The following is a 12,904-nucleotide window of genomic DNA, read 5'->3' as shown; positions in this document are numbered from 1 at the left end:
GCGTCGATGGACTGAAGGGAAATAGGCTGAAGGAAAGGCTATGGCGTTCGAGAACCGAGGGCTTTGGCAAATTGGGTATTGTAGAGTCGGGCGTAGTTCCAGTAATTTTCGAGGACGGATTTGACGTAGCCTTGGGTTTCGTCAAAGGGGATGGTTTCGACGAAAATATCGGCATCGCGAGTATCTAGGGTTTGCAGCCACTTTGCAACGCTGCCGGGACCTGCGTTATAGCTGGCGATCGCCAACATCGAGTTACCCTGATAGGTCTGATGGGTGGAGTTGAGATACCAGGTTCCGAGGCGAATGTTATCGCTGGGGTCTTCGAGGCGATAGGTTTCGAGCTTCAGTTGGGAGGCTACTTCAGCAGCAGTTTCGGGCATGAGCTGCATCAATCCCATGGCCCCTGCCACCGATTGAATAGTCGGTTCGAACCGAGATTCTTGGCGCATCAGGGCGAGGGAGAGCACGGGATTGACGGCATGGTTCTGCGCCCAGCGCTGGATATCGCTCCAGTAGGGCATCGGATACAGCGCTTGCCAGTAGCGCGGATCTTGGCGGAGAGACTGAAGTACGGCAAGCTGGGACTGTTGTTCGGGTTCTGTGAGGACGCGATCGCGCAGGTTGCCCAGCATGAACAGCCCGTCCAGGTACTCGCCGACTTCTAGACGCACCAGTCCATCGGTCAATTGTTCGGCAATGGAAGGGGTTTGGCGGTTTTGAAATTCTAGCTGCCAAGTTTCCCAGGCCGTCTTGCCTTCTCCGAGGGCATACAGCTCGCGCAGGGCCGCAGAACCCGCACTCAGCGGCAAACGGCTGGTAGGGGTTTGGAGGGGAACGGGTTGGCCGTGAATGGATTGGAAATCGCCGACGGGCAGTCCCGAAAGCCCGGCGGCGCGCCAAGTGTAGTAGGACTCGGGATGGCGCTGCCAGAGTTGAGCGAAGAACTGTTGGCGCTGTTGGGTTTTGCCCAACCGATCCGCCCATTTTCCGGCCCAAAAAAGGGCTTTGGGTGCGAGTTCGCTATTGGGATTCGATCGCGCAATGGCAGTCGCCCATTCAGTCGCGCTATCCAACTGCTGGCCTTGAGCGGCAGTCCAAGCCCGTTTCCAGCGAAGGGTCGCGGCGGCTTCGCTCTGGCTGGATTGTTCTAGAAGTTGCGCTTCGACGGCGGCTTGGACTGTGGCGTCAATCTTGGCGAGGCGATTTGCCTTGCGCGCCAGGGCATCCGCCAGATCTTCAGGGCGTTTGAGGCGTTGGGCTAGGGCGATCGCCCGGTCGAGGGCGGCGATCGCTGGGCGTTCTTCGCTGAGGTCTGCTAACCGAATCAGGGCTTTGGGGGTTTCGGGAGCCTCGGGGAAGGCGGCGATCGCGCGCTGGTAGGCGGCAATGGCCGCATTTTTTTCGCCGCCCAACTGAAGGCCGCGTGCGGCGCGGTAGGCGTTGCGCGAGGTGGCGGGAGCGCGGCTGTAGGCAAGCCCCGCTTCTTTGTACTTTTGTTTTTCCCAGTAGCCAAAGGCAACGGTTTGCCAGTCTTGGGCTGTCAGTTGGGGTGCAAACTTCTGGGTCAGGCGATCGAGATAGGTTTTGTAGTCTTTTAAGTGGAGGCCATATTGGGCCACCAGTAACAATAGCGCGCGATCGTTGGGGGATTTTTTGAGGCGCGCGAGGGCAATCTCGACGGTGCGGGGATGAGCGGGAAGGTCGGCGATCGCCCGATCGCCATAGCGGGGATCGCTTTTGTTGAGGTTAAAGTAAGCCTCCCCCGCCGCCGCACTTTGGGGAAACTGCTTGAGGATTGCTTGCCAGAGCGGGTTTGCCAAGTCGTCTTGTTGGTTGAGGGCATGGGCCTGGGCGCGGAGTGCCAAAATGTTGGGCGCTAGGACGGCGTAGCGCGTCTCTAGATCGTCCAGCCATTGGAGGGCGTCTTTCCCGTTGCCTTGCCGCACGGCGTCGGCGGCCAGTACGTAGCGCGCCTGCTGCTGTTCGAGAGGCGTTCCGCTGCGGACGAGACCTTCAAAGATGGGGCGACGGACGGTAGCGGGCTGGAAAGATTGAGCCAGAACGCGACTCTCTGGAGCGCTGGGCGCGACCGTGGCGATCGGCTCTTCTGGTGCGTCCACCTGCGGCCACAGCCTAGACAGGGCAAAAAACGAACCCACCACAACTGCGCCGCCTAACCCCATAGACAGCAGTAATGGCGAAGATTTCTTGATGGAGGAAAGCAAGGATTGACGCATGATATCGACTCCAAAATCCAGCCTCGACGCACGATCGCTCTATGCATTCTAGACGACCTCACGACGGGCATAACGCTACGACCGACACATCGGCCATAGAGATGCGCGCAACAGTTCGGCACAAGAGGCGTCGTCTCTGACAGAATAAAGGGTGTGAAGGTTCTCGAACGCGATGCTCATCCGAGGTCAAAGCAACATTTATGAAGATTCAAGCAACAGATACGCCGCTGCATCAATGGTCTGGAGACTGTTTGGGCGTTGGTTTTTTTGAAGAGCAGGCGGAACAGTCCGCAGCGTTTGGCACTCTCAATTCGGCGCTAGATGGACTCCTGCAAGAGGTCATCGCCGAAAACGAATTTAAGGGTAAATCTGGCGAAACCGTTTGGCTTCGGACGCCTTCCGGAAGCGGTTTGGCCCGCAAAATCGTGCTAGTGGGGCTGGGCAAGCCAGAGGGCTGGTCTTTAGAAGGCTTGCGCCAAGCCGCAGCGGCGATCGCCCGGACGGCCCAGAAGCAAAAAGGCAAAACGGTGGCAATCGCGCTGCCGTTGTGGGAGCAAAATGCGACGCTTTCAGCAGAGGCGATCGTAGAAGGTGCGGTGCTGTCCCTCCACCAAGACAATCGCTTCAAATCGGAAACCGAGAACGGCTCGCGGCTGTATGTCGAGCAGATCGAGGTGTTGGAGGTTGGCGATCGGGCAGCGGCGATCGCCAAAGCGCAGCAGATCTGCGAAGGCGTCATCCTCGCCCGCGAATTGGTGAACGCCCCGGCCAATGTCGTCACGCCCATGAGCTTGGCCGATACTGCCGCTCAACTCGCGCAAGAACTCGGTTTGAGCTTGGAAGTATTGGAAAAGGAAGCCTGCGAGGCCCTGGGAATGGGTGCTTTTCTGGGCGTCGCTCAAGCCTCTGACATGCCGCCTAAGTTTATCCATCTCACCTACAAACCCTCGGGAACGCCGACGCGCAAGCTGGCCATCATTGGCAAAGGTTTGACCTTCGATTCGGGCGGCCTCAACATCAAGCCCACGGGCAGCGGCATCGAAACGATGAAGATGGACATGGCCGGATCGGCTGCAACATTGGGGGCGGCTAAAGTCGTGGGTCTTTTGAAACCGGATGCGGAAGTTCACTTCATCGTCGCGGCCACGGAAAACATGATTAGCGGTCGGGCCATCCATCCCGGCGATATTTTGACCGCTTCCAATGGCAAGACCATTGAAATCAACAACACCGATGCCGAAGGCCGCCTCACCTTGGCCGACGCGCTGGTGTTTGCCGAAAAACTAGGCGTGGATGCGATCGTGGATTTGGCCACTCTGACCGGAGCCTGCATTGTCGCCTTGGGCAACGATATTGCCGGGATCTGGAGTCCGCAGGACGAGCTAGCCAATGCGTTGCTGAGCGCCTCGGACCAAGCTGGAGAAAAAATGTGGCGAATGCCCCTAGAAGACAAATATTTCGAGGGCATGAAGTCCCCGATCGCGGACATGAAAAATACGGGGCCGCGGCCTGGCGGTTCGATTACGGCAGCGCTTTTTTTGAAGCAGTTTGTCAAAGAAACGCCTTGGGCGCACCTGGATGTGGCAGGTCCCGTCTGGACCGAGAAGGAAAGCGGCTACCACAATACCGGAGCCACGGGCTTTGGGGTTAGGACGCTAGTCAATTGGGTGTTAGCGGAAAAGTAGGCCGCTGGGTTCGCTTCCGCGCGCGATCGCCTTGCCTCGATCCTCGCCCTAGAAAAAGCACCGAGGGAGGGGCAAGGCAATTTTTTGGGGGTTGAATGCCAATCGTGCGATCGGACTTGTAAACGCGAAGCGTTGACGAATCCAGTAGGACTAGATAGTATGACGGCAGGGTCCTATTGACTAATCGCAGCAAAATTGAGCAATGAGCAAAAAAGTCAGCATTACCTTGGACGATGAAGTTCTAAGCTTTGTAGATCGCCTTGCCAGCAATCGGAGTAGCTTCATTAATGACGTTCTCCTAAAAGAGAAACAGCGGATTTTGAGGAAGGAGCTGGAAGATGCTTACAAAGAGCAGAGCTGCGATCCGGCGTTTCAAGAGGAGATGTCTGTTTGGGATGTTGCGGTAGGCGATGGTCTTAATGCCTAACGGGACATTAACCTATAAGCGCGGAGAAATCTGGTGGATTGACCTCAAGCCTGTCGTGGGTCGCGAAACCGATAAAGAGCGCCCTTGTCTTATTTTGCAGAACGATATCGGCAATCAAAATGGAACGACGACAATCGTTGCCCCTTTATTGCCTGGGAAGAAAGCTTATCCCTTCGTTGTCAACGTTCTTCCGACCTCGCAAAATAGATTAAATGGAGAACGGCACATCAATCTCAGTCAAATGAGAGCGGTTGATGCTCAAAGAATTAAGAATAAACAGGGCGTTCTAGAAAACGTTTATTGGGACGCAATTGAAAAGGCAATATGCATTGAGCTTGGCTTTGGGTTGGCGTTCAAATCCACCTAAGCAGGCGCGAGTCAATGGGTCTGCTGAATTTAGGGTGAGGTCACGAAAATGGCTCAGGTTAATACATTATGAGTCGGATTGTTTTAACAACCATGGGATCGCTCGGCGACCTGCATCCATTTATTGCGATCGGCCTAGAGCTGCGCGATCGCGGACACGATATCGTATTTGCAACGGTCAAGCAGGATCGTGCCAAGGTTGAATCGCTTGGATTCGAGTTCTTTTCAATCCGTCCAGACTATATTGCAATGGACGATCGAAAGATGCTTGCTTTGATGATGGACCTCCAGAAGGGGACTGAGCGAGTCATCCGGGATTATTTCTCAGCCAATGTGCGCGATACCTATGCAGACCTGATGGATGCAGCTCAAAATGCCGACTTCATCGTGTCCCATGAAATTGTCTATGCCACTCCCTTGGTTGCGGAAATCCTTAAGGTGCCTTGGGTAGTTTGTATTCTAGGTCCCGGTTCGTTTTTTTCTGCCTACGATCCCTTCGTTTTAGCACCTTTCCCCGCCTTGGCCAAACTCCGCGTCTTTGGTCCAACCGTGAATCGATGGGTGATGGACTACGCGAGATTTGTCACTCGCGACTGGGGAGAACCCATTCATCGGCTCCGACAAAATCTCGGATTGGAACCAGTTGGCCATCCTATTATTGACGACAAGTTTTCGCCCGATCTGGTGCTGGCATTATTTTCCCCAGTGCTAGGCTCCCCCCAACCCGATTGGCCGCCCAATACCGTCGCGACTGGATTCGCGTTTTACGATGGCAACTCAGAGCGCGGGCTAGCCCCCGAACTCCAACAATTTTTAGCCAGTGGCGAACCGCCCATTGTTTTCACCCTTGGCTCAGCAGCCGTTCTCGTTCCGGGCGATTTCTACGCGATCGGCATTGAAGCTGCAAAAAACCTAAATCGCCGAGCTATTCTTCTCATCGGCAATAATCCACCCCCCGAGCCATTGCCGGAAAGTATCATTGCATTGGACTACGCGCCCTTTTCTGAAATCTTTCCCCATGCCTGCGCGATCGTGCATCAGGGCGGCGTTGGCACTACTGCTCAAGGATTGCGGTCGGGACATCCTACCCTGGTTGTCCCCTACAGCCACGATCAACCAGACAATGCTGCCCGTCTCGAACGTTTAGGCACTTCACGGACAATCCCCCGCAAACAATATTCAGCATCGCGGGTTATCAGAGAGTTGGGTCAGTTGTTAAACCATCCCAGCTACGCAGCAAAAGCAGCAGAAATCGGACGGATTTTACAATCCGAAAATGGCGTAGGCGTTGCGTGCGATGAAATTGAAAAACGACTCAGCATTAAATATTGCTGAGCTGTCGGCGATCGCCGCCCGTCATTGCACCGAACCGGAAGGAACCGGAGAGATCGGCGAGGTAGCAAAAGTTGATGGCGTCCGACTGGCTTCGACGTTAGCGCGTGCGATCTTCTGGGCAAGCTACTAAAAGAGCTGCTTTTTTGCGTATATGCCGATCAGACCAATTTTATTACTGCTCATTGCTGCTGGCGTCATCTGGTGGTGCTGGACTCAATGGGGTCCCGTCGATGGCATCAATCGGGATTTACTGGAAGCGGCAAAGGGCAACAAAAAGCTCGCCAAGCGATTGCTGGAGCACACGCAAAAGTGCTACCCAGACAAGTCCGAGCGTTGGTGCGTCGAGAAAACGATCTACGACCTCAACCGCGATCGCGGGGTCATTAAATCCCGTCGTTCTAGAACGAGTTTCCTGGATTTTCGCACCATGACGCGTCGAGAGCTGCGCGAAAAAATCATCTTCGTGGGTCTCTTTGTATGGCTTTTTGAGACCGTTTCTCGCTCGTTAGAGCGTTGGTTGCGATAGCCCATTCATTCCCGCATTATTCATTCTCGCATTAACGATGAGTCCTATTGACTTTGCGCGCAGCGTCTTTCACTCGATCGACAGGCAAGTCCAATCCCTCAGCAATTTCTGCTAGACTCAAGCCCAACTGTAAAAATCGCGGAATTAAGTCCACTTTAGCTCGATCGACAAGAGCCGAATCTTGCAGTTGCGTTTGTTGGACCAGCCCTTCAACGTACTCGCGATGAGGAATGCCCTGCTGAACGCGATCCTCCTCCGTCAGTGCAACCGCGTATTTTCTGGGACGGATGTGCGAACCGTACTGTTTGGCATAAGCATGCGTAAATTCCGCACCAAAGAACAAGATTTGCGCGGAATAAAAGACCCAAGCGACGACAAACACTAAGGATCCCGCCGCTCCAAATGCCGAACTAAAACTGTTATGCCCCAGATAGAATCCTAGGGCAAACTTACCGATCGAAAACAGTGTCGCTGTCATCAACGCGCCAATCCAAACATCGCTCCACGCAATTTTGGCTTGGGGTAGATATTTATATATCAGTCCAAATAAGAGCGTGGTGATAATAAACGAACCGATGGTATTGAGAAGCTGCCAAGGAACGCTTCCGCCGGGCAAAAAATTCACAAATAGACTAGAAATAGCAACCAGAAAGGTATTCAGCATTAAAGAGGCCAGCAGCAATAACCCAATCGCCATGACCATCAAAAAGGCCAGCAGCCGCTGATGAATAAAGACGCGAATGGCCTTTCCAGGCTTGGGAGCAACCTCCCAAATAGTATTGAGGGCACCTTGAAGTTCGGTAAAGACGCCAGAGGCGGCAAACAGCAAAACCCCGATGTTAAGAATGGAGGCAAGACCAGAGAGAGAATCCTGGCTGATGTTGGCGATCGCCGTCTCGATCGCCTGAGCGCTTTGACGACCCACTAGCCCTTGCATTTGGGCCACAATTTCTCCCCTAGCCGCCTCTTGCCCAAAAACCACGCCCACAATCGTCAGCGTAATTGAAATCAAGGGCGTCAGGGAAAAGACAGTGTAGTAGGCCAAGGCCGCTGCTAATCGCGACGCCTTATCCTCGTTCCAAGCTTTGAAGGTCTGTCGGAGCAATCGCCAAAGTTGCTTAAAATTCACCGTACTTCTCTCACGTCAAGGAAAGGTGTCTTTTTAAAGTATGAACTTTTCAGAAGGGGAGGGGTGGAAAATATTGCGATCGCTACAGCATTTTTCGAATAAGCACTACACAATGGAAAAGAACCTGAATTTACGACTTGTAGAGGAAACCTGTGAGTAATACCAGTAACTTTAGAGAAGCCGTTCGGCAGGCAAAGCAAAACGCGCTGGTTGGCCCTAACGTCATTCAGAACGCCTTACCCTTTGTAGGCGGCGGACTTGTATTAACCGCCTTTGGCGCGTGGGGCGGACTGGGCGTTTTGCAACAATATCCCGCGCTGTTTATGCCCACCTTTATCGTCGCGCTCATTGCCGAGATCGCGCTCTTTTTTATCGCTCAAGGCGTTGCAGCTCGAGGCAATAACAAAGTGGCACTGCCCCTGCTGGCAACCTACAGCTTGCTATCCGGGTATACCCTGGCCATGCTCCTAAACCTGGCGCTTCGGACCAATGGCGTCGGGTTGACGGGATTGGGCATTGCGGCCCTGAGTTGCGGCGTCACCTTTATCGCAGCGCGTTCCATCGGCTCTAACTTGTCCGAGCAAGACGGATTTGCCCTCACCAAAACCATTCAGCTTGGCATTATTGCCCTCGTCGTGGTGATGTTGGGTCAACTGATCGTCGGGTTGTTTATGGGAGGCATGCCCCAATGGTGGGATATTGCGATTTCCGGCATTGGCGTCGTGCTGTTTGTAGGCGCTGCGGTCGTGGACTTTTTTATTCTGCCCCGCACCTACAAAGATGAAGAGTATCTCCCCGCCGCTCTATCGATGTACCTCACCTACATCAATCTGTTTGTCTTTATCCTGCGACTGCTCATTGCGCTCAATAGCCGCGATTAAATCGATTTATAGAACGACTCAAACGCCGATCTTTCCGGGAAAGATCGGCGTTTTTGCAGGTCCGCCGCATTCACAAAGGCTTTACAATCGTAGGTAACGCAAAGCCTTACGGTATCTTGGTCAAAGCAGCGGCATTCACTTTTTCCGGACACAAACCCCATGACGGCGCAGACCCATAAAAAAGCAAAAGCCCTGAAGCCGACGAGCAAGCGCCCTGCCAAAGAGCTGTGCAGCGAGTGCGGGCTATGCGATACCTACTACATCCACTACGTCAAAGAAGCCTGTGCCTTTATCAACCAGCAAATTCCGGCCCTCGAAACCCAGACCCACGGGCGGAGTCGCGATCTAGATAACCCCGACGACGTATATTTCGGCGTCCATCAGTCCATGATGGCAGCGCGCAAAACCGAACCGATTGAAGGCGCGCAATGGACCGGAATGGTCAGCTCGATCGCCATTGAAATGCTGAATCGCGGCCTAGTGGAGGGCGTCGTCTGCGTCCAGAACACCAAGGAGGATCGGTTTGGACCGATGCCCGTCATCGCCAGAACCCCGGAAGATATTCTGGCAGCGCGGGTCAATAAGCCCACGCTCTCGCCCAACCTGTCGGTCTTAGAACAGATCGAGCAATCGAGCATGAAGCGGCTGCTGGTCATTGGCGTGGGCTGTCAAATCCAGGCGCTGCGGGCCGTCGAAAAAGAACTGGGTTTGGAAAAACTCTACGTGTTGGGCACGCCCTGCGTCGATAACGTCACCCGTGCCGGATTGCAAAAGTTTTTAGACACCACCAGCCGATCGCCGGATACGGTGGTGTACTACGAATTCATGCAGGATTTTAAGGTGCATTTTAAGCATGAAGACGGATCCACGGAGACCGTGCCCTTTTTTGGGCTTAAGACCAATCAGCTCAAGGATGTGTTTGCGCCCTCCTGCATGAGCTGTTTCGACTACGTGAATTCCCTTGCGGATTTAGTGGTGGGCTACATGGGCGCGCCCTTCGGTTGGCAGTGGACCGTCGTCCGCAACGATATAGGGCAAGAGATGCTGGACTTGGTGGCCGACCAAATTGAGACCCAGCCCGTAACCTCAGTGGGCGATCGCCATCAGGCCGTGCAGCAGAGCATTCCCGCCTACGACAGGGGCGTGACGCTGCCCATGTGGGCGGCCAAGTTAATGGGAGTTATTATCGAGCGCATCGGTCCTAAGGGGCTAGAATACGCTCGGTTTTCGATTGATTCGCACTTTACGCGCAACTACCTTTACGTAAAGCGGAATTACCCGGACAAACTAGAAGCCCACGTCCCTGTCTTTGCCAAGAAAATTGTGAGTCAGTACAAACTGCCCGATTAGCCATGACCACGACTAAAAATCCGATCGATTCACCACCCTTTTTTCCAGGACTTCGCATCTTGGGCTATCAGTTTAAGCTGATCGGCTGGATAGGTTTCTGGCTCAAGCTAGTATTGGCGATCGCCGCCATCGTCATCGTCCTGTTCGCATCTGCCACCTTAGGCGGTCGGCCTGCCGTCCCCGGCCAACCCGTCCCGACTGCTGGAGCGGGGGTCGGTATCGGCATTCCATTTTTAATTGGGGGTGTGGTGTGCCTGGGCATTAGCGTGTACTGGAGCTTTTTCTATACCCGCCTCAGCCGCCGCCTCGTCAAGCCCACGCCCAAAGGGCAACCGTCCAAGGCCGAAACGACAAACTGGATCAGAGCCGCACTCATCACCGACCTCATCGGGATGTTGCTGATGGTAATCGGCGCGGAAAGCATCGGCGGTATTTTATTCAGCAAAGCGCTGTCTCAAGGCGTCGGTTCTTTTATCAACATCGACCCGAGCCGATTTATTCAGCCTGGAGATTTGCTGGTGATTCTAGGTAGCATTCACGGCATAGCAGGACTTTTTATCGGATTATCCACCTCCCTGTGGCTGTTGCAGCAGACAGTCATGCAGAAACCCCCCACAGCCCCCGACGGTGCCATTGGCAGACATGACTGAGTTACCGCCCCTTTCCGCAGAAACCCTCTGGGGTATTATTCAAGGCGAAATCCCGGATGAAACGGTCAATCGCCTGCTGTGGGACTGTTTGGGCTATCGCTACGATCCAGACACTCGCCAGTGGGATGCTGCCGCCGTGCATTCCGACTGGTCCGATCGATATCCAGAACCGCCAGATTTTATCGGCAGCCGCCCTGCAACGGTTCAGTTAACCCGCTCGATCCCGCCTGAAGACAAACAGCTTTTGAAAGAGCAGCTCGGTTTTACGGGCTATAAGGTAGGCGAACTCAACCCCACCCTGACCCGTCGAGCCACTGCGGCAAATTGGCTCTTAAGTTATATGCGCCAACAAGGCATAGAGAGATAAAGAAATCTCTCAGCTTCTTCGAAAGCACTGACGCATTGGACATCCCCACCCAAGCCAAAATCAATTTTTACGGGCACTTTGACGAAACTGTAGGGGCACAAGGCCTTGCGTCCCTACAGAATGGTTGGTAGTTTCTATTTCGGGAATAGCCTAATTGGTATAGCCCATCACAAATGTGACCGAAATCACCGTCTCGCGACCCTACTCCTTTTAGGATGGGTTTATGATAAATTGCATCCTATTGAATCTAAATATTAATAATTGAGTCGATAGAATCAATCCTATAGAGAAACCAAACATCCTTCTTAAAATCAATCCCGATCGCACCAGTATGATTGTAAGATTTGAAATCTTAGCTCAGTAGACATACATTTGCTTATTTTAATACAGTCCAATCGACCCTCTAGGGCGTAGTAATGCATTCAAATCCTGTGCCTGCAGGTAATTCTATACTGACTATCTTGTCGTCATGGGTAAAACTCGCAAAACTTCCCCCCTACTGGTCGCGCAAATTTCAGACCTTCATCTCTTTGCAGACGATCGCCGAGATTTGTTGGGGTGGAATACTTGGGAATCTTTAGAGAAAACCTTGCAGCAGTTGGAGTCTTCTAGTCCTCACCCCGACCTGATTTTGCTAACTGGCGACCTAGCTCAAGACGAATCGGAGGCCGCCTATCTCAAAATTTTGCAGCGCTTTGTTACCCTTGGCATTCCCACTTACTGGCTACCCGGCAACCACGATCGCGTTTCAGCCATGGAACGGGTGCTCGATCGACCGCCTGTATTTACTGACAAGACGATCGATAAAGGCAACTGGAAATTTTTGCTGCTCAACACCCACGTTCCGGGCGAGGTTTACGGAGCCTTGAGCGAAGAAAGTCTGGAGTGGCTCGACGCGGAGCTTTCGCAAGTGCCTGTCGATCGACCGACGCTGATTGCAATGCATCATCCTCCCTTCTGGGTGGATTCTCCTTGGTTAGATCGAAGCGGCCTTCAAAATACAGAAGCTTTTTTAAGCATTGTTGATCGCTATTCGCAAGTCCAGCTTGTTTTAGTGGGGCACGTGCATCAGGAGTTCGAATGCGTGCGCCAAGACGTGACGTACTTGAGCACGCCCTCGACCTGCATTCAATTTATGCCTAAAAGCTCTAACTTCGCTCTGGACGACGCGCAGCCTGGATTTCGGTTGCTGCACCTGCACCCTGACGGACGGTTCGATACGGTAGTGGAGCGCGTTTGTTTCGATCAGCAGCTCAATTTGGCGGCCCAAGGATATTAACAAAGCGATAGCGAGATTAAGGTGCCGTTTTTTGAGTTTTTACTAAGGCTTCTGGCTGTCCGGTGACTGTAGACTGCCAAAATCGATCGACGGATCTGAGATCGATGCCGATGAGCCCGAGGATCAAAACGCTGCTGACGCCCACGAGAGCACCCGTCGTGAGCCGAACGCGCGATCGCAGCCGTCGAATTTCATGTTGGTAAACGAGCATAGGCTCGAGAACGACTGGGGGAGAAGGTTGAAGCGACTGAGGTTGGGGAGGTCGTCCGGCCTTCAAGACAATTCTGCGTTGGAGCCAGTTAGCAGCCAATTGAGGGCATTTTTTTTGAACCCAGCGGTAGGCCACAAACACCAGCGCGGGTTTTGAAACGTTAATAAGGGGCCGAGCGAGGGAGCGCAGCGGTCGGATCCGAATTCGACCGTTAATGAAATGAATTGCGCCCACGTCTAGCAGACAGGTCAGAATTGCCTTAACCGTGATTTGCTCGCGCTCGAGTAAGTTACCGAGCAAAAACTTCACCTCCTGCATGCGCTCCGCCTCAAGGCGCAGTTCGGCATCTTGCTGAGGCGTCAGGGTTGAGGGAGCGGAGTTCGGGTGAAGGGGAGTAGGCATACCTCCCTATCATGACAAATTTCGATCGATTATTTTTAGTCCGATCGGATCGAATTTAA

General features: G+C 53.5%; 14 protein-coding genes. 11 read left to right on the top strand and 3 right to left on the bottom strand.

The genetic code is table 11. The features are described from left to right. Window positions 1-38 precede the first annotated feature (38 nt). On the bottom strand, window positions 39-2,237 hold the full coding sequence (locus R6H26_RS07270) for a transglycosylase SLT domain-containing protein (RefSeq protein ID WP_404789590.1): 2,199 nt from the start codon (window positions 2,235-2,237) through the stop codon (window positions 39-41). Between the two features lie 200 nt (window positions 2,238-2,437). Between R6H26_RS07270 and R6H26_RS07265 the strand changes: the two genes are divergently transcribed. The 6 genes from R6H26_RS07265 (at window position 2,438) to R6H26_RS07240 (ending at window position 6,576) form a co-directional block, all read left to right on the top strand. Next, window positions 2,438-3,922 (top strand): leucyl aminopeptidase, encoded by a 1,485-nt coding sequence (locus R6H26_RS07265; protein ID WP_404789589.1) that lies wholly within the window; start codon window positions 2,438-2,440, stop codon window positions 3,920-3,922. Window positions 3,923-4,124: 202 nt separating this feature from the next. Further along, window positions 4,125-4,349 carry a hypothetical protein gene (locus R6H26_RS07260; RefSeq protein ID WP_404789587.1) on the top strand — a complete coding sequence of 75 codons (225 nt, stop codon included), beginning with the start codon at window positions 4,125-4,127 and terminating at the stop codon, window positions 4,347-4,349. After that, on the top strand, window positions 4,333-4,716 hold the full coding sequence (locus R6H26_RS07255; protein ID WP_404789586.1) for a type II toxin-antitoxin system PemK/MazF family toxin: 384 nt from the start codon (window positions 4,333-4,335) through the stop codon (window positions 4,714-4,716). Before R6H26_RS07260 ends, R6H26_RS07255 begins: the two co-directional genes overlap by 17 nt. 68 nt (window positions 4,717-4,784) lie before the next feature. Beyond that, complete coding sequence (locus tag R6H26_RS07250) at window positions 4,785-6,050, top strand: glycosyltransferase (protein ID WP_404789585.1); 1,266 nt, start codon at window positions 4,785-4,787, stop codon at window positions 6,048-6,050. Then, a complete protein-coding gene (locus R6H26_RS07245) occupies window positions 6,013-6,180 on the top strand; it encodes a hypothetical protein (RefSeq protein WP_404789583.1) in 168 nt (55 codons plus the stop codon). Before R6H26_RS07250 ends, R6H26_RS07245 begins: the two co-directional genes overlap by 38 nt. A gap of 21 nt (window positions 6,181-6,201) precedes the next feature. Then, on the top strand, window positions 6,202-6,576 hold the full coding sequence (locus tag R6H26_RS07240; protein WP_404789581.1) for a hypothetical protein: 375 nt from the start codon (window positions 6,202-6,204) through the stop codon (window positions 6,574-6,576). Window positions 6,577-6,607: 31 nt separating this feature from the next. Here R6H26_RS07240 and R6H26_RS07235 read toward each other — a convergent pair whose 3' ends face one another. Continuing rightward, window positions 6,608-7,705, bottom strand: a complete 1,098-nt coding sequence (locus R6H26_RS07235) for a YihY/virulence factor BrkB family protein (RefSeq protein WP_404789579.1) — start codon at window positions 7,703-7,705, stop codon at window positions 6,608-6,610. A gap of 152 nt (window positions 7,706-7,857) precedes the next feature. On the opposite strand from R6H26_RS07235, the gene R6H26_RS07230 reads away from it, so the two are divergent. The 5 genes from R6H26_RS07230 (at window position 7,858) to cpdA (ending at window position 12,232) form a co-directional block, all read left to right on the top strand. Further along, window positions 7,858-8,586: a Bax inhibitor-1 family protein gene (locus R6H26_RS07230; RefSeq protein ID WP_404789578.1), complete on the top strand. Its 729-nt coding sequence runs from the start codon at window positions 7,858-7,860 to the stop codon at window positions 8,584-8,586. A 159-nt stretch (window positions 8,587-8,745) separates the two neighbouring features. Further along, complete coding sequence (locus tag R6H26_RS07225; protein ID WP_404789576.1) at window positions 8,746-9,936, top strand: Coenzyme F420 hydrogenase/dehydrogenase, beta subunit C-terminal domain; 1,191 nt, start codon at window positions 8,746-8,748, stop codon at window positions 9,934-9,936. A gap of 2 nt (window positions 9,937-9,938) precedes the next feature. Next, window positions 9,939-10,586 (top strand): DUF3611 family protein, encoded by a 648-nt coding sequence (locus tag R6H26_RS07220; RefSeq protein WP_404789574.1) that lies wholly within the window; start codon window positions 9,939-9,941, stop codon window positions 10,584-10,586. After that, window positions 10,579-10,953, top strand: a complete 375-nt coding sequence (locus R6H26_RS07215; RefSeq protein WP_404789572.1) for a DUF1823 family protein — start codon at window positions 10,579-10,581, stop codon at window positions 10,951-10,953. The genes R6H26_RS07220 and R6H26_RS07215 overlap by 8 nt, the downstream gene beginning before the upstream one ends. A gap of 469 nt (window positions 10,954-11,422) precedes the next feature. Beyond that, the gene (gene cpdA, locus R6H26_RS07210) at window positions 11,423-12,232 is read left to right on the top strand and encodes a 3',5'-cyclic-AMP phosphodiesterase (RefSeq protein WP_404789570.1); all 810 of its coding nucleotides are present in this window, start codon (window positions 11,423-11,425) and stop codon (window positions 12,230-12,232) included. Window positions 12,233-12,248: 16 nt separating this feature from the next. On the opposite strand, the gene R6H26_RS07205 is transcribed toward cpdA, so the two are convergent. Further along, window positions 12,249-12,845 carry a hypothetical protein gene (locus tag R6H26_RS07205; protein ID WP_404789568.1) on the bottom strand — a complete coding sequence of 199 codons (597 nt, stop codon included), beginning with the start codon at window positions 12,843-12,845 and terminating at the stop codon, window positions 12,249-12,251. Between the last annotated feature and the right edge of the window lie 59 nt (window positions 12,846-12,904).

Source organism: Altericista sp. CCNU0014, assembly GCF_044923475.1.
GTDB lineage: Bacteria > Cyanobacteriota > Cyanobacteriia > Thermosynechococcales > Thermosynechococcaceae > JAAURS01.
The sequence above is the reverse complement of the archived record's forward strand: the minus strand, read 5'-3'. Positions and strand labels throughout refer to the sequence as shown.